Here is a 15,258-nt window from a genome sequence, read left to right on the forward strand (position 1 = left end):
AGTTATTCCTTTATCAATCCAGCACGTTTTAATAGTGCTTCTGGTTTTGGTTCTTGACCACGGAAACGCTTGTATAGGATCATAGGGTTTTCTGTTCCTCCTTGGGATAGTACATTGTCCTTAAATTTAGTGGCTACTTCTTTATTAAAGATCCCATTTTCTTTAAAATACTCAAAAGCATCTGCGTCCAATACTTCAGCCCATTTATAGGAGTAATATCCAGCAGAATAACCTCCCTGAAAAATATGAGAAAAAGAGGTGCTCATACAGTTCTCAGCAACATCAGGATATAAAGAAGTACCAGAAAATGCTTTCTTTTCGTGGGTTTTTACATCCTTAATATTGGCAGGATTTTGTGAATGCCAAGACATATCCAATAATCCGAAACTCAATTGACGCATTGTTGTCATTCCTTCCATAAAGGTAGATGACTCTTTTATTTTTTGTACCAATTCCATAGGAATCACTTCGCTGGTCTCATAGTGTTTAGCAAATAATTCTAATGCTTCTTTCTCATAACACCAGTTCTCTAATACCTGACTTGGTAGTTCTACAAAATCCCAATATACACTCGTTCCTGATAGTCCAGGATACGTAGTGTTAGCTAACATCCCATGTAATGCGTGACCAAATTCATGAAACAAGGTGGTTACTTCGTTAAAAGTTAAAAGTGAAGGTTTGCTTGGTGTAGGCTTGGTAAAATTACACACTATGGAGATGTGTGGTCTTACATTTATATCATCCTTTCTCATCTGAGGTTTATACGATGTCATCCAGGCACCATTTCGTTTTCCAGGTCTTGGATGGAAATCCGCATAAAATTCGGCAATAAAATTTCCTTGAGTATCCGTAACATGATAGGTTTTTACCTCTTCATGATATTTGTCTACTTGATCGGTTTCTTCAAATTGTAACCCAAATAAATTAGTAGCTATTTGAAAAACACCTTCAATAACATTCTCTAGTTTAAAATATGGTTTTAATTTTTCATCATCCAGATCAAAAAGTTTTTGCTTCAATTTTTCTGAATAGTAAGCTCCATCCCATTTTTGCAGTTGATCGATTCCGTCTAATTCTTTAGCAAAATTTTCTAGTTGTTTAAATTCTCTTTCTGCAGCAGGTTTTGCTTTTTCCAGTATTTCATTAAGAAAGGAGAACACTTTTTCGGGAGTTTCTGCCATGCGCTCTTCTAGTACGTAATCGGCGTGAGACTTATATCCCAAAACTTTAGCACGTTCGTGACGTAAATTAGCTATTTTAAGTACAATTTCTTGATTGTCCAGATCATCCTTATAAAATCCTTTCGCTCCAAAAGCAAGTGCTAATTTTTTTCGTAATTCTCTATTGTTTGCATAGGTCATAAAAGGAATATAACTTGGGTAATCCAAGGTGATCAACCATCCCTTTTTTTCTTTAGATTCTGCAAGTGCTTTAGCTGCTTCTTTAGCTCCGTCCGGTAGACCAGAAAGATCGGCTTCATCTGTTAATAACATCTCGAACTTATTGGTTTCGGCAAGTACATTTTCGCCAAACTTAAGACTCAATTGAGAAAGTTCCTTATCGATTTCCCTGAGCTGTTCTTTTTTATCCGCTGGAAGATTTGCCCCATTTCTAGAAAATGATTTGTATCTTTTTTCTAATAATGTAGATTGTTCTGTAGAAAGATCTAGTGAATTCTTATTCTTATAAACAGTTTCTATTCTTTTGAATAAGTCCGAGTTTAAAGCAATATCGTTACTAAATTCAGATAGTAATGGAGAAGCCTCTTGTGCAATCTTCTGAATTTCTTCGTTAGTTTCGGCACTATTAAGATTAAAAAAGATGCTGGTTACTCTATCCAGTAATTCTCCACTGTATTCCAGTTTTTCTATGGTATTAGAAAAAGAAGGGTTTTCTGCATTCGATACGATAGCATCTACCTCTTGTTTTGCAATAGTTATTGCGTTTTTTATAGCAGGTAAAAAATGCTCCGATTGTATTTGAGAAAAAGGAGCAAGGTCAAATAATTCTAATAATGGGTTTTTCATTATCTAAAAATGTTTTCTTTATGTTTTATGTTCACTTGTCGAAAAAGTGTGTTTTTTATCGATGATTGCCTTTTTAATAATATTATATTTTGTTTAATCTAAAGGCGATACGCATACATTTGTCTAGGTTTATTAGTAATGATCTAAACAAAGAATCAAATTACATTATTGCTGTAGGGGTATGGCAACAATAAGTAATCTTTGTAAAGATCAAATATATTGAAAGAGCTACAATAATTGTAGCTCTTTTCTTTTCTATTTTGATTAAAAATCTACAATTTTAATAGAGAAATGTGTAAAATGTATGTTTTTCTATGGGAAAAAAAATGAAATAAAAGTAATTTTTGAACTTATTAACGATAAAAATCGCATTTTATCGAAAATGTTAATAAGTTTTGACAGATAATTATTGCGTAATTAAAGTAAGGGATTACCTTTGTACCAGGTTTTAAGAGTATGGTCTTACGATGAATTTTTTGTGTAATATATTTAAGTTGGTTAATAAATATTGTTATATTCTATTGTAAGACCTGATATTGGAAAGAGTCGCTGAGGAGCGACTCTTTTTTTTTTACTAATTTTTAGAAGTTATTTTTTTATCTGTTTAGCTCCCTCGATCACTTTTTGTTTTAACCCTTCTTTGTATATTAGAATTTTGTCCAATACACATTTGTCTGACGCGCCAATGATTTGAGCAGCAAGAATTCCAGCATTCAATGCGCCATCTAGTGCTACAGTAGCTACAGGCACACCGCCTGGCATTTGTAATATAGAAAGAACAGAATCCCAACCATCAATTGAGTTTCTCGATTTAACAGGAACTCCTATTACTGGTAAAGGTGATAAAGAAGCCACCATCCCAGGAAGATGAGCAGCTCCACCAGCTCCGGCGATAACTACCGATATTCCTCTGGTATGGGCATTCTTTCCGTAATCGAATAATTTTTCTGGCGTGCGATGTGCAGATACAATGTCAACATCAACTTCTATATCAAAGCCTTTTAGTATCTCAATTGCCTTTTCCATAACGGGCATATCGCTTGTACTACCCATGATAATTCCTACTTTACTCATTTGTCTGCTATTTCTTATTGTTAAAAGCTAGTTTTATATTTTAATCAGAGATATCGTAATACTTGATTTCTATTAGGTACTAACCAGTGATTACTTTAATAGTTTTCTTTACTTTTTCTGCAATTTTTCTTGCTTCAGCAATATCTTCGTGAACAATAGTTACATGTCCCATTTTTCTGAAAGGTCGAGTTTGCTTCTTGCCATAGATATGAGGAGTAACACCTTTCAGTTTCATAATAGTTTCCATGTTTTCATAAACAACATTTCCTGTATGTCCTTCAGCTCCTACAAGATTTACCATAATTCCGACAACTTTATTCTCAGTAGCACCAAGCGGTAAATCCAGTATGGCTCTTATATGTTGCTCGAATTGATTGGTGTAACTAGCCTCGATACTGTAATGACCACTGTTATGAGGTCTTGGAGCTACTTCGTTCACCAGAATATTATCATCTTTCGTTTGAAACATTTCTACAGCTAATATACCAACATGCGAAAAGGCTTTGGATACTCGTTCTGCAATTTCTCTTGCCCTTTCTGCAATTTTATCGTCAATTCTAGCCGGACAAATTACGTACTCTACCTGATTGGCTTCTGGATGAAACTCCATTTCTACCACAGGATACGTTTTTATCTCATTTGAGGGGTTACGAACAACGATTACTGCAAGTTCATTTTTAAAATCGACTAAGGTTTCCGCTATACATTCTGTATCAGGAAGTTTAGCGATATCCGCTCCGGTTCGTATAATAGAAACTCCTTTGCCGTCATACCCACCTTGGGTACTCTTCCATACAAAAGGAGGTTTTACTTTACCACTGGTAATACCTTCTGCCAAATGAGCTTTATTAGAAAACTGCATAAAATCGGCTGTTGGTATTTCTTGTTCTTTGTAGAAAAGTTTCTGTCTTCCTTTATTCTGAATTTTCTCTAAAGTTTTAGAATCAGGATATACTTTTTTCCCTTCTCGCTCTAATCGAGCTAAAGCCTTTATGTTAACGGTTTCAATTTCGAAAGTAAGTATATCTACTTTTTTTCCGAAGTTGTAAACGGTTTCATAATCCATGAGATCACCTTGTTGAAAGTGATCACAAGCTATTCTACAAGGGGCATCGGGGTTGGGATCTAGAACATAGGTTTGGATATCATATTTTCGGGTTTCGTAGAGCATCATTTTGCCTAATTGACCGCCACCCAGGATACCTAACTTAAAGTCTGACGAAAAATAGTTTGTCATTTTTTGGAGTATCTAATTTACCTTAGGCAACAAAAATAAATTTTTAATAAGTAAAAACCGCAATATTGGACAGTAAATGCAGTAGAGATCTATCATAAGTCTTGTTTGTAATCACTATCTTTGCCGCTTTAAAAACGAAACGGATACTGTGATAATCTTATAATACAATGATTACACTACACGACTTACAATTTAAACCCTTTATTGCTGAGGAAAAAATATCTAAAGCAATAGACAGACTATCTGACAATCTTAATGAAGATTTATCAGCTAAAAAACCTCTTTTTATCGGGGTGCTAAATGGTGCTTTTATGTTTGTATCCGAAGTACTGAAGCGGTTCAATCACGATTGCGAAGTAAGTTTTGTGAAACTAGCTTCTTACGAAGGGACAGAAACGACTGCTAAAGTCCAAGAGCTTATAGGACTAAAAGAAGATATATCAGGTAGAACTGTTGTTGTTCTTGAAGACATTGTGGACACCGGTAATACGATTGTGGAGTTGACAAAAATGCTTCAGAATAAAGGATGTAAAGAGGTAAGAATTGCAACTTTATTTTTTAAACCAGAAGCATATACCAAAGAAATTACTTTAGATTACATAGGGATAGAAATCCCAAATAGATTTATTGTAGGATACGGACTAGACTATGATGGCTTAGGTCGAAATCTTACAGATGTTTACCAATTAAAACAAAACAACATGACAAATTTAGTGTTATTCGGACCTCCAGGAGCAGGAAAAGGAACACAAGCAGAAGTTTTAAAACAAAAATATGATCTTGTACATATTTCCACAGGAGATGTATTTAGATATAACATAAAAAATGCGACTGAATTAGGAACATTAGCTAAATCATATATTGATAAAGGGCAATTGGTACCTGATGAGGTAACTATTAATATGCTAAACGCTGAGGTAGATAAAAATCCTGATGCTAAAGGTTTTATATTTGATGGTTTCCCAAGAACTGAAGCACAAGCAGAATCATTAGCAGAATTCTTATCTTCTAAAGGAACAGAAGTAAGTGCTATGGTTGCTCTAGAAGTAGATGATGAGGTATTGGTAGGACGTTTATTGGAGAGAGGTAAAACATCTGGTCGTCCTGATGACGCAGATGAAGGAGTGATTCGCAATCGAATCAAAGTATATTACGATGAAACTGCAATTCTAAAAAACTATTATCAGAAGCAAGATAAGTACTTTGGAGTTGATGGAGTAGGTGATATCGCAGAGATTACTGAACGTTTAAGTACGGTAATAGATAAATTATAGTTACTATTCGGGTGGTATGAAAACTTCACTCGAGATTGTAAAAGGATTAAATTGAAAAGATTCTGGTTTAAGCCTGAATAAGATGTAAAGTATTATGACAGAAGGGAATTTTGTAGATTATGTAAAGTTGCACGTTACCTCAGGAAATGGTGGTAAAGGATCTGTACATTTACATAGAGAAAAATATATTACCAAAGGAGGTCCTGATGGAGGTGATGGTGGTCGTGGAGGTCACGTTATTGTTAGAGGTAATCCAAATATGTGGACATTACTACATCTTAAGTTCAAACGTCACTTTAGAGCAGAACATGGAGGGCACGGAAGTAAAAGTAGAAGTAGTGGTGCAGATGGAGCAGATGTATATGTGGATGTTCCTTTAGGAACTGTAATTCGAGATACTGAAACTCAGGAAATTCTTCATGAAATTACAGAAGAAGGACAACAAATCGTACTTGCAGAAGGTGGAAAAGGTGGACGTGGAAACTGGCATTTTAAAAATTCAGTAAACCAAACACCACGATATGCACAACCAGGGATAGAAGGTCAGGAATTTGATATCACACTGGAACTTAAAATATTGGCAGATGTAGGTTTGGTAGGTTTTCCTAATGCCGGAAAATCTACCTTACTATCTGTAATTACTTCTGCAAAACCAAAAATTGCAGACTATGAGTTTACAACGCTTAAACCTAATTTAGGGATTGTAGAGTATAGAGATTTTCAAACTTTTGTGATGGCAGATATCCCTGGTATTATTGAGGGAGCTGCAGAAGGTAAGGGTATTGGTCATCGTTTCCTTAGACATATAGAACGTAACTCTACATTACTCTTTTTAATTCCTGCAGATGCTCCGGATATTAAGGAGCAATACGAGATATTATTAGACGAATTACGAAGATACAATCCGGATTTATTGGATAAAGAGCGATTGATAGCGATTTCTAAATGTGATATGCTCGATGATGAATTAAAAGAGGAGTTAAAGTCAGAGTTGGATACACAACTAAATGCCCCTTATTTATTCATCTCGTCTGTCGCACAACAGGGGTTACAAGAATTAAAGGATAAACTTTGGAAAATGCTTAATGATTAGAGCTATCATTTAACAGAGTACCCTTCTTTTAGTATTCCATCTGCTGCTTCTGGATGTTTTTTTAGATAAGCTGCTACAAAGGGACAAAGCGGAATCATTTTATATCCTTTTTCCTGAATGTATTTTAATACTTTCTTTACGATCGTACTACCTAATCCTTTTCCTTCCATAGATGTCGGAACCTCTGTATGAGTTAAGTATATGGAATTGTCGTTAGTAAGTATATACTCTATAAATATAATTTCATTTTCTACCTGAAGTTCAAATCTCTTTTTAGGACGATCTGTGTTATTTATTAATTCCAGTTGTGACCAGTCATTCTTTGCCATAAGTGATTTTTGAAGTTATATCTCAAAATTATGATATAAATGATTATCAATGACTTAACGAATGGTTAAAAACTCGATGTAATTGTTTTAATTTATCTCTTTGCCAAATAACAGGTCGATTTCTAGATATTGTTCTTTTATAAGACTTAGACCAAATGCTGCAGCGGAAGCAGAGAATACAGAATAATCCAAAGGAACTTTTATACCTAATGTTGTTGTCATCGCAACACCAAAAATCAATAATAAAAATCCACTTGCTTTTGCTGATGATGAGGTTTTAAAACCAACAAGTAAAAAACTGCTAATAGTATTTCTAAAAATGTTGCTGCTATTCCAAGGTTATCGATCATAAACTCTGGTGCCCAAGGATTCAGTAGTCCTGTATATTCTAAAAAACTATCCCAAGTACCCCAGGTTGCTTTTTCTTTTGGCCAAAAGCCTAATCTGTCTGCAACTGCTGATATAAATCCGACAGCGATACTAACTCTCAAGAAGAGTTTGATATAGATTATTTTCATAATAAAATAGTTTCTGAAATTTATTCTTGTGAAGGTGCAGGTACAAGTAAAGTTGCTATTCCAATTCTATTCCAGGAATTGATTCCACAAATAGCCATAATAATATCTGCTACTTTTCTTTCTCCGAATGTTTCAATAGCTTTTTGATATACATTCTCTGATAAACCATAATCCGAAATATTAGTGATTTCTTCAGTCATTGCTAAAATGATCTGTTCTTCTTTAGTAAAAAAGGGAGAGTCTTTCCATATGGACAGTGCATGGATTCGATATTGTTTTTCACCTTTTTCAATAGCTTCTTTAATATGCATTTGTATGCAATATGCACAACCATTAATTTGCGAAGCTCTAATTTCTATTAGTAAAAATTCTTGGTCAGTTAATGTACTTTTTTTACAATTATTGTATAAATCAAATAACGGTTGATACGCGTTTGGATTTACTTTACTAATATCTATTCTCTCGGTTTTCATATGTGTAAGATTATTTGTTCAAGACAAAATTCAACATATGAAATGATGAAAAACTTAATCTAGATTAAGAAATACATTAAGAGTGTTTTTTTGCTCTTATTTTACTTAGAAATTCGGGTGTAAAACCAAGATAAGATGCTAACATATATTGTGGGATTCGTTGTACAAATTCTGGGTTATATTCGTAAAAGGTGTTATAAAGTTCTTCTCCAGAAAGATTGAACATGTACTGAATTCTCCTTTGATCCGCTATCCGTACACGTTCCAGAATAATCCTGAAGTACTTATTGATTTCTAAAGAGTCTTGTAAAATAGTGTCTAATTTCGTTTTACTAATTTTTAGAACTGTAGCATCTTCAGTAGCCTGTATATTAAGTTGTGTTTGGGTTTGATTCATAAAACTGTCAAAATCTGTAAGCCACCAATCTTCAATCCCAAAATTGATGGTTTTTTCAACTCCTTTTTTATTGATAAAAAATGATCTGAAACAACCTTTTACAATGAAATGATTGTAATTACAATAGTGCCCTTCTTTTAATATATAATGCTTGGCAGGAATATTCTCTAACTCAATAATGTTTAGGAAATCCTCTATCTCTTTTTTAGAAGGACTTACGAATCTTAGGATATGCTTTTTTAAGGAGGCTGTCATTGCTAAGTAAAAAATTACGCGCTGTTCAAAGCTACTAATCTATCAATTTTTTGTTTTTAGTATTAAAAAATGATCATCCATAACATTTCCTGATATAATGAGGTCTTTAAAAGGAGTTGCAACGGTTGATCCGGACATTACAGTTCCATCATTTGTATATACCTGCTCTATATTATAATCATTTTTCCCTCTATACGTAATCTTAATAATTTCTGAAGGAGAAGTCTCTTTTTTCCCTTTGGCATAGGATCCAAATCGTAATAAATTAGGATGCGCTCCTATCCAGAGGTTGCCATTGACATCTATTTCAATATTATCTACTCCTGTACTACAAGGGATATCTTCTATAAATTCCAAAGAACCATCTACATTTCTCGAATATACTTTAACCAAAAAAGCTCTGGGAGATGCTACAAATAATAAGTTTCGTTTGGGGTCATAATTAATTCCATTTGCATAGGCAATTCCGTTGGCAACTTCCGTATAGTTTTTACCATCATAATACAAGACATTGGATATAGAAAGTCCTAAATACTCTTCTAGTATTTTGCCAAATCCGTCTGTATATTTATGATCATTTGTTATATAAAAACGGTTTTCATCAATTAGCACAAGATCATTAGGACTAACTAAAGAAGTATGTTTCAGTGTTTTTTCGTGAACTAGGTTTTTATCTTGCAAAGTGAAAACTTCGATTGAATGTCCATTAAGAGTATGATTAATTGCCATCACTTTATAAACACTATCCTTATTTTTTTTGATCATTGAAATTCCGTGAGGAGCAAAAGATTGGCTAAAAGAAGCGGTTAGATGAGTAAGGTTAAAATTCTCATTTTCTAAATCCATCAGGTATAATCCACCTTTTTCTTCTTTTACAGGAGGATAGATTTCTCTATTTGTAGAGGAAATTAAAGCAAAACCATTCGATTGACTTATAGTAATATCCTCGGCACCAGGAATAGATATTTTCTTTACTATTGTTCCTTCAAATTTATTTTCGACAGTTCTGAAAAAACCGGTAGATATTAAAATATGAGCAACAAAGGCAATGATTACTATTAAAAGAACAAGTGCTATTCTCTGTATAATACGCTTCATAAATGCTCGTTTTTACTGCTTTTTAGTATCGCTAGGAATTGGAGGTGGCCCTTCTGGCACGATTGCCTCATATACTTGATCTCCTTTACGCTCTTTATATTCGGCTTTTACTTTTTTTAAAGCTTCTGGATTTTCATAAAGATCTGTCATTGTCATTGCCATTGCTTTCGATGCATATAACATTCCTTTATGACCAATACTCATCCCTCCACAGGCTACTACGGCCCATGAATGCCAAGGTGTGTCTTTTGGCGCGGTCGTTACACCTAAATTAATGTTCGGAACGTTCCAGCTTACATCTCCTACATCTGTAGAACCACCTCCAGGATGTTCTTTGGTTTCTTCAAGTGGATTAATAGCACTATCCATGCCTACTTGTTCTTTTTTGGTGATCTCCTGAATTTTTTTTCCAAAAGCAATTTCCTCATCGGTATAGGTAATCGGCCCAAGAAGTTCCAGATTGTTCTGCATTAGTTTACCTCCTTCACGGTTTACAAGTACTTCATAAATTCCGGATATTAATGAAATTTTGTAATCTACATTTGCCATAATAGCCGCTCCTTCTGCCATTTTCTGTACACGCTCATATACTGGCATCATACCGGATCTTTTTGTATCTCGAACACGCATCCATAGTCTTGAGTAATCAGGAACTACATTAACCACCTGTCCACCATCCTGAATGTGGTAGTGCATACGAACGGTTGGTTTTACGTGCTCACGATAATAGTTAATTCCTGTTGTATATAATTCTAATGCATCGGAGGCACTTCTACCATTCCATGGATCTGCAGAGGCGTGTGCCGCTTGTCCAAAAAATTCAACTTTAAAATCCACTAGTGCTAGAGAGCTTTGTACATCTGCTTTGGTAGATGCCGATGGATGCCAGCTAATATTAGCATCTACATCATTCCATAAACCTTCTCTAACCATCCATATTTTACCAAAATATTTTTCTTCACTTGGTGTACCAAAAAACTTTACTGTGCCTTTTATTTTACCACTTTGGATAAGTTCTTTTATGGCGATGGCAGCCCCTAAACTTCCTGCTCCAAATAGGTTGTGTCCACAACCGTGTCCTGCGGCACCTTCTGTGAGAGGAGATTTTGTGGGTTGCGCTTTTTGTGAGATTCCGGGTAATGCATCAAATTCTCCTAATACACTGATTACGGGTTTTCCAGATCCGTAGATGGCTACAAAAGCTGTTGGCATCCCAGCAACACCTCGTTCTACAGTAAATCCTTGTTTCTCCGCATAATCTGCTAATAATTTTGAAGATTGGTTTTCTTCAAAAGCAGTTTCTGCTAATGCCCAAATTTGATCACTGATACTGATAAGTTCTTGTTGATGTTTTTCTATCGATTTTATGATTGCTTGTTTACTTTCAGATGGTTTTTTTTGACCATAAATTGGAATGATCAACATAGAACACAGTAGTAAGTAAATAAAGTTGTTTGATTTCATAATAGCCCGGTGTTTAATGAGTTTGATTAAGATGATTACCTTAAAAATAATGTTTTTATGTTGATAATTGCATTTTAAAACATTCTTATAAGCGTTTACTTTTCGATTTTTAATATTCGTAATTAGGTCTTTTACGGCACAACCACATGTATTAAAAAACGTTTACTAATTGAGTTCTTACGAATACTCATTTGTTAACATTTGTTAACGTTAATTACAATAGTTTTAACCCATATTCAAGTAATACATTGATTATATAACTGTTATAAATAACATAAGAATTACTCCATAAAAATCAATTTTAAAATGAAGATTAATAGTTTATTTAACGTTTTTGCATTTATTCTGATTATTACATTTGTTTCTTGCCAAAATCTTGTTGTTAAGAAAGAAGATAGAACTTTAGAAAATGACAAGCTGATAGCTCAAGCTAATGTTGGTTCTAAAGAAACTAATGTTTCTACAATTAATGAGTTGATATCTTATGATATTGCATTTACAGAGTTGAATAAAATTGTTCAATCTTCAGAATATGCCGAAAAGTTTAGTGGTCAAAAATCATATACTGTATTTGCTCCGTTAAATGGTGCATTTAAGAAATTACCAAAAGAAACTAAAGATAAATTGATGTCCTCAGAAAACAAGGATGATATGACTTCTATTATGAATTATCATATTATTCCGGGAACTATCAATGAACAAGATATTATTAAAGCTATTAATGAAGGAGGAGGAAGTGTAAAGCTAAGAACCTTGGGCGGTACTAAACTAATAGCAAGTAGAAAAAGAGGTAAAATCTATTTAATCGATAAGAATGGTAATTCTGGTCGTTTGATGACAACTGATATTGAAGCAACTAACGGAATGATCCATACGCTAGAAACCGTAATGATGCCCAGAAAATAGAAAGACATAATTTAATGTGTTTGTTTAAAACCGGAGAACCTCACAATTAGATAGAGTTGTGAGGTTTTTTTTATGGGTTAAGGTAAAATAGGAATGGAATAATTTTCTACATTCTAGTCAATATTGGTAACTTCAAAATACGATAGTGAGTTGTTCAAGAACTGGGTTTAATGCATTTTTATTTGAATATTTAAGAATAAACTAAGATTTAGTAGTTCCAAGTTCTAAAGCTACTATTGCGAATATGATGAGGATTTCTAAGATGAAGTAGAGTAATCCTAAAGTGGTTAAACTTTCATAGAATAGATACATATATCTAATGGTTAACAAGCAATATCCTAAATTAGCAAAAGCAATAATTCTAAGTAAAGACTGCCAATTTTTTGGATTTAGGAAATAACATAAGATGGAATATGTAGCAAATATTAGACCTACTATAGACAAAAAGTAAAGCATTCTTTGAGGCATTCCAATATATTCCTGAAATGTAGTTAACACCACAGCCAGAGAAAACGAGGTAAGCAATGCACCCAATCCATCGACAAGGAAAAGTTGTCTTGGTTTCTTTCTGAAGGTGTCAATTAATTGCTGAATTTTGTGAATCATACTTCAAAACGGTGTTGTTTAGTTTTTATGAATCTTTAATAATCCAAAATCAAAAGGAGTCCAAAGACAAGATTTTAGATCACTTTGTTTGAAACCTGTATTTACCCATGTATTACAGGTGTTTAGGCAATTATAACTTCCATTAGCTTTATAAAAATTATCCATACTACCATAACTTATTTCGGGAACTATGGCTTTAGTGTTTTTAGTATTGGTTTTGAATGATTCTTTAATATAGGTTTGTAGTTTTATAAGTTGTGTAGCTGTTATTTTGATTTCTATCCAATGACATTGCGCTCTGGTATATCTCGTCACATGGATTAAAGAAGGAGAATTTAGTAGTGCAGCCTGAAATCTGTTCAGATTGTTGAAATCCATTGATTTCGCAGTCTTTGTATAATAAGTCTTGTCTCCCCAACCGAAGGATAAGAATTGCGTTTGCTCGCTATCTCTTAAACCATTATGAAGTAAAGAACCTATTTCCGTTTTCGGGATGATGATTTCTAGATGAATACCGTTGGTGGCTAAATAAATACTTTTACTTTGTTCCTCGCTATTCGTTTTTGGAGTTACGGGAATATAAGAACAAACTAAGGCAACAATTAAATATGTGATCGGAATTAGGAGTACCACTCCTAAGCATTTCAGTATCTTTTTTACCAGTTGCATAGTACTAGTTACAAAAAATCAATGAATTCTTTTGGATGATCCAGGAACTAATATCAGTTTGCTACGACCTAGCTATGCAAATTATACCTAACCTTTAGTAACTGTAATCGTATAAGTAGCCACGATATTACCGTTAACTTTTAGATGCATGTCATAGAAGCCTTTTCGGGTAAACGCGTGAGTAAAGGATATGATATTATCAACATTTTCAGTATTGTAAATCTTTAAATTCTTTTCTTTGGACCCTACATAATGGACTAAGGCGATATTTTTATCCATAACTGGGTTAGCTGATTTAAAACTAAATATAATTTCATCATTCTTATTGATAGAAACATCCATGTTCTGCGGATACATAGGAGTAATGTTGTTTCGGAAAGTTTCTGCGTAAACTAACGGAGCTTTTATAAAATCTGTAGATGTTATATTGTCGTCGAGTAGCCATTTTTTTTCTAAAGGAAAGTGGTTTTTCCCGAATAAAACTGGATCTGTCAAAAAGTACCCATCATTATATGCTGTTACAAAAGTATTATATTCGTTTAGGTATCCGCTTGCCCAGGTAGCATCGCATAAATACCATTTGCCATCTAAGCGCACAGCATTCCAGGAATGATTGGCCATTTCCAGTTCTTTTATATTCGACGTTACAGATCTTCCGTATCCATCTACAATTTCGCATTGTATGTTTGCTAGAAAACACAGTTCTTTAATCAAATAGGCATAGCCAGTACACATTGTTTTTTTGTGTTTCAGTAACTTTTTAAAAACAGTTTTCTTGTATTCGTGATTCCATCTCATAAATGAAATGGAATCATATTGAAGCTTTTTTCGTTTCTTAGTTACTGCAGTGAACTGTGTATTATCTCCTTTAATATTTTGGCACACCCACTTGTAGATAGCTCTAAATTTTTCTACATCATTGGGTAATGTATTTGTTAGTTGATGTGCTAAAACAGGAAGATTTTCTAAAGAAGCTCCTTTATTCAATTGGACAATGTTGTCCGCTCTTGTAAAATCTACAGATGCAAAATCAGAGATTTGAGCATATAGACAATTGGTGAAAACGGCAAGAAAAAAAATATAAAGGCTGGTTCTCATAACGATGCTAATTAATTCTTTTTTGAACTATATACTTTTTTTACCGCTATTTTTCCCATCAGGACACAACCAGATGTTTTTAGGTTTACATTTAAGGCGATATCATTAGCAGAGTTTTTATCCTGAATTACTACTTTTTTAGAAGTAAAACCTATATAACTAAACACTAAAACATCACCTTTTTTAAGTTGTACAGGAAACTCAAAATTACCATCAAAATCAGTAGATGTTCCTACCGCAGTACCTTCTAAAACTACATTGGCACCTGGCAACGGAATGTCGTTTTCAGAAACGATACCCTTTACTGTAATGTTATTTTCATTGATATCTTTCTGAAATTTTGAAGAGTTGTCGTCTGAAGTTTTTATTTGATTTTTGATGTGTTGTGCCTGTGTTTTAGTAAAAGAAAGTAATGCTATAAAGGCAAAGGCAATTCCACTAATGAAACTAATGTTCTTTCTTTTATGAGCAGTGTGAGTATAGGTTGTTAATTGCTCATTGTTAAATCTTCCACAGGTGTTTTTAGTGGTATTTGTTTCGAAGTAATGTATTATTTGCTTAGAACTCATGGTAGAGAAATCGATAACTTCTTTTGTGCAAGAATTACAAAATCCACCTTTTTTTGTTGGAGAAAAGCTATTGAAATTCTCAGTACAAGGACTTTTGATGTTTAAACTAAATTGATCATTCATAGTATTATTCTTTATAGTTAATACTTCAAACCTACTGTTACAGTAGAT

At 33.7% G+C, this 15,258-nt stretch carries 17 protein-coding genes; 3 read left to right on the plus strand and 14 right to left on the minus strand.

All coding sequences use genetic code 11. From position 1 onward, the window contains the following. Nucleotides 1-2: 2 nt before the first annotated feature. The 3 genes from D1818_RS19375 to D1818_RS19385 all read right to left on the minus strand — a co-directional run bounded on the left by D1818_RS19375 (nucleotide 3) and on the right by D1818_RS19385 (nucleotide 4,338). Nucleotides 3-2,027 carry a M3 family metallopeptidase gene (locus D1818_RS19375; protein WP_118460900.1) on the minus strand — a complete coding sequence of 675 codons (2,025 nt, stop codon included), beginning with the start codon at nucleotides 2,025-2,027 and terminating at the stop codon, nucleotides 3-5. Nucleotides 2,028-2,615: 588 nt separating this feature from the next. Continuing rightward, nucleotides 2,616-3,101 (minus strand): 5-(carboxyamino)imidazole ribonucleotide mutase, encoded by a 486-nt coding sequence (purE, locus tag D1818_RS19380; RefSeq protein WP_118460902.1) that lies wholly within the window; start codon nucleotides 3,099-3,101, stop codon nucleotides 2,616-2,618. A gap of 79 nt (nucleotides 3,102-3,180) precedes the next feature. Continuing rightward, nucleotides 3,181-4,338: a 5-(carboxyamino)imidazole ribonucleotide synthase gene (locus D1818_RS19385; protein ID WP_118460904.1), complete on the minus strand. Its 1,158-nt coding sequence runs from the start codon at nucleotides 4,336-4,338 to the stop codon at nucleotides 3,181-3,183. Nucleotides 4,339-4,505: 167 nt separating this feature from the next. On the opposite strand from D1818_RS19385, the gene D1818_RS19390 reads away from it, so the two are divergent. Together D1818_RS19390 and obgE are read left to right on the plus strand one after the other, a co-directional pair. Next, nucleotides 4,506-5,612, plus strand: coding sequence for an adenylate kinase (locus tag D1818_RS19390; RefSeq protein ID WP_118460906.1), 1,107 nt, complete (start codon nucleotides 4,506-4,508; stop codon nucleotides 5,610-5,612). 94 nt (nucleotides 5,613-5,706) lie between these two features. Beyond that, a complete protein-coding gene (obgE, locus tag D1818_RS19395; RefSeq protein WP_118460908.1) occupies nucleotides 5,707-6,705 on the plus strand; it encodes a GTPase ObgE in 999 nt (332 codons plus the stop codon). Nucleotides 6,706-6,710: 5 nt separating this feature from the next. Here obgE and D1818_RS19400 read toward each other — a convergent pair whose 3' ends face one another. From D1818_RS19400 to D1818_RS19425, 7 genes are all read right to left on the minus strand, one after another. Further along, nucleotides 6,711-7,034: a GNAT family N-acetyltransferase gene (locus D1818_RS19400; protein WP_118460910.1), complete on the minus strand. Its 324-nt coding sequence runs from the start codon at nucleotides 7,032-7,034 to the stop codon at nucleotides 6,711-6,713. A gap of 87 nt (nucleotides 7,035-7,121) precedes the next feature. After that, nucleotides 7,122-7,256 (minus strand): hypothetical protein, encoded by a 135-nt coding sequence (locus D1818_RS25815; protein ID WP_255424761.1) that lies wholly within the window; start codon nucleotides 7,254-7,256, stop codon nucleotides 7,122-7,124. A 14-nt stretch (nucleotides 7,257-7,270) separates the two neighbouring features. Further along, a complete protein-coding gene (locus tag D1818_RS19405; protein WP_233558531.1) occupies nucleotides 7,271-7,552 on the minus strand; it encodes a hypothetical protein in 282 nt (93 codons plus the stop codon). A gap of 20 nt (nucleotides 7,553-7,572) precedes the next feature. Then, nucleotides 7,573-8,025, minus strand: coding sequence for a carboxymuconolactone decarboxylase family protein (locus tag D1818_RS19410; RefSeq protein ID WP_118460912.1), 453 nt, complete (start codon nucleotides 8,023-8,025; stop codon nucleotides 7,573-7,575). Nucleotides 8,026-8,101: 76 nt separating this feature from the next. Continuing rightward, nucleotides 8,102-8,677 (minus strand): Crp/Fnr family transcriptional regulator, encoded by a 576-nt coding sequence (locus D1818_RS19415; protein ID WP_118460914.1) that lies wholly within the window; start codon nucleotides 8,675-8,677, stop codon nucleotides 8,102-8,104. A gap of 42 nt (nucleotides 8,678-8,719) precedes the next feature. Next, nucleotides 8,720-9,775 carry an SMP-30/gluconolactonase/LRE family protein gene (locus D1818_RS19420; RefSeq protein ID WP_118460916.1) on the minus strand — a complete coding sequence of 352 codons (1,056 nt, stop codon included), beginning with the start codon at nucleotides 9,773-9,775 and terminating at the stop codon, nucleotides 8,720-8,722. A gap of 12 nt (nucleotides 9,776-9,787) precedes the next feature. Beyond that, nucleotides 9,788-11,239, minus strand: coding sequence for an amidohydrolase (locus D1818_RS19425; protein ID WP_118460918.1), 1,452 nt, complete (start codon nucleotides 11,237-11,239; stop codon nucleotides 9,788-9,790). 306 nt (nucleotides 11,240-11,545) lie between these two features. Between D1818_RS19425 and D1818_RS19430 the strand changes: the two genes are divergently transcribed. Then, complete coding sequence (locus D1818_RS19430; protein ID WP_118460920.1) at nucleotides 11,546-12,145, plus strand: fasciclin domain-containing protein; 600 nt, start codon at nucleotides 11,546-11,548, stop codon at nucleotides 12,143-12,145. 201 nt (nucleotides 12,146-12,346) lie between these two features. Here the strand turns inward: D1818_RS19430 and D1818_RS19435 are convergent, their stop codons facing one another. The 4 genes from D1818_RS19435 to D1818_RS19450 all read right to left on the minus strand — a co-directional run bounded on the left by D1818_RS19435 (nucleotide 12,347) and on the right by D1818_RS19450 (nucleotide 15,210). Further along, nucleotides 12,347-12,751: a hypothetical protein gene (locus D1818_RS19435; protein ID WP_118460922.1), complete on the minus strand. Its 405-nt coding sequence runs from the start codon at nucleotides 12,749-12,751 to the stop codon at nucleotides 12,347-12,349. Between the two features lie 18 nt (nucleotides 12,752-12,769). Further along, nucleotides 12,770-13,420 carry a DUF2459 domain-containing protein gene (locus tag D1818_RS19440; RefSeq protein WP_118460924.1) on the minus strand — a complete coding sequence of 217 codons (651 nt, stop codon included), beginning with the start codon at nucleotides 13,418-13,420 and terminating at the stop codon, nucleotides 12,770-12,772. Nucleotides 13,421-13,507: 87 nt separating this feature from the next. Beyond that, nucleotides 13,508-14,518 (minus strand): transglutaminase domain-containing protein, encoded by a 1,011-nt coding sequence (locus D1818_RS19445; RefSeq protein WP_118460926.1) that lies wholly within the window; start codon nucleotides 14,516-14,518, stop codon nucleotides 13,508-13,510. A gap of 11 nt (nucleotides 14,519-14,529) precedes the next feature. After that, nucleotides 14,530-15,210, minus strand: a complete 681-nt coding sequence (locus D1818_RS19450; RefSeq protein WP_233558601.1) for a carboxypeptidase-like regulatory domain-containing protein — start codon at nucleotides 15,208-15,210, stop codon at nucleotides 14,530-14,532. Between the last annotated feature and the right edge of the window lie 48 nt (nucleotides 15,211-15,258).

It is taken from the genome of Aquimarina sp. BL5, from assembly GCF_003443675.1.
GTDB lineage: Bacteria > Bacteroidota > Bacteroidia > Flavobacteriales > Flavobacteriaceae > Aquimarina.

Bases quoted from the DNA above. Each gene is read 5' to 3' on its own strand.
- D1818_RS19375 (WP_118460900.1), bottom strand. From the start codon at position 2,027: ATGAAAAACCCATTATTAGAATTATTTGACCTTGCTCCTTTTTCTCAA.
- purE (WP_118460902.1), bottom strand. From the start codon at position 3,101: ATGAGTAAAGTAGGAATTATCATGGGTAGTACAAGCGATATGCCCGTT.
- D1818_RS19385 (WP_118460904.1), bottom strand. From the start codon at position 4,338: ATGACAAACTATTTTTCGTCAGACTTTAAGTTAGGTATCCTGGGTGGC.
- D1818_RS19390 (WP_118460906.1), top strand. From the start codon at position 4,506: ATGATTACACTACACGACTTACAATTTAAACCCTTTATTGCTGAGGAA.
- obgE (WP_118460908.1), top strand. From the start codon at position 5,707: ATGACAGAAGGGAATTTTGTAGATTATGTAAAGTTGCACGTTACCTCA.
- D1818_RS19400 (WP_118460910.1), bottom strand. From the start codon at position 7,034: ATGGCAAAGAATGACTGGTCACAACTGGAATTAATAAATAACACAGAT.
- D1818_RS25815 (WP_255424761.1), bottom strand. From the start codon at position 7,256: ATGACAACAACATTAGGTATAAAAGTTCCTTTGGATTATTCTGTATTC.
- D1818_RS19405 (WP_233558531.1), bottom strand. From the start codon at position 7,552: ATGAAAATAATCTATATCAAACTCTTCTTGAGAGTTAGTATCGCTGTC.
- D1818_RS19410 (WP_118460912.1), bottom strand. From the start codon at position 8,025: ATGAAAACCGAGAGAATAGATATTAGTAAAGTAAATCCAAACGCGTAT.
- D1818_RS19415 (WP_118460914.1), bottom strand. From the start codon at position 8,677: ATGACAGCCTCCTTAAAAAAGCATATCCTAAGATTCGTAAGTCCTTCT.
- D1818_RS19420 (WP_118460916.1), bottom strand. From the start codon at position 9,775: ATGAAGCGTATTATACAGAGAATAGCACTTGTTCTTTTAATAGTAATC.
- D1818_RS19425 (WP_118460918.1), bottom strand. From the start codon at position 11,239: ATGAAATCAAACAACTTTATTTACTTACTACTGTGTTCTATGTTGATC.
- D1818_RS19430 (WP_118460920.1), top strand. From the start codon at position 11,546: ATGAAGATTAATAGTTTATTTAACGTTTTTGCATTTATTCTGATTATT.
- D1818_RS19435 (WP_118460922.1), bottom strand. From the start codon at position 12,751: ATGATTCACAAAATTCAGCAATTAATTGACACCTTCAGAAAGAAACCA.
- D1818_RS19440 (WP_118460924.1), bottom strand. From the start codon at position 13,420: ATGCAACTGGTAAAAAAGATACTGAAATGCTTAGGAGTGGTACTCCTA.
- D1818_RS19445 (WP_118460926.1), bottom strand. From the start codon at position 14,518: ATGAGAACCAGCCTTTATATTTTTTTTCTTGCCGTTTTCACCAATTGT.
- D1818_RS19450 (WP_233558601.1), bottom strand. From the start codon at position 15,210: ATGAATGATCAATTTAGTTTAAACATCAAAAGTCCTTGTACTGAGAAT.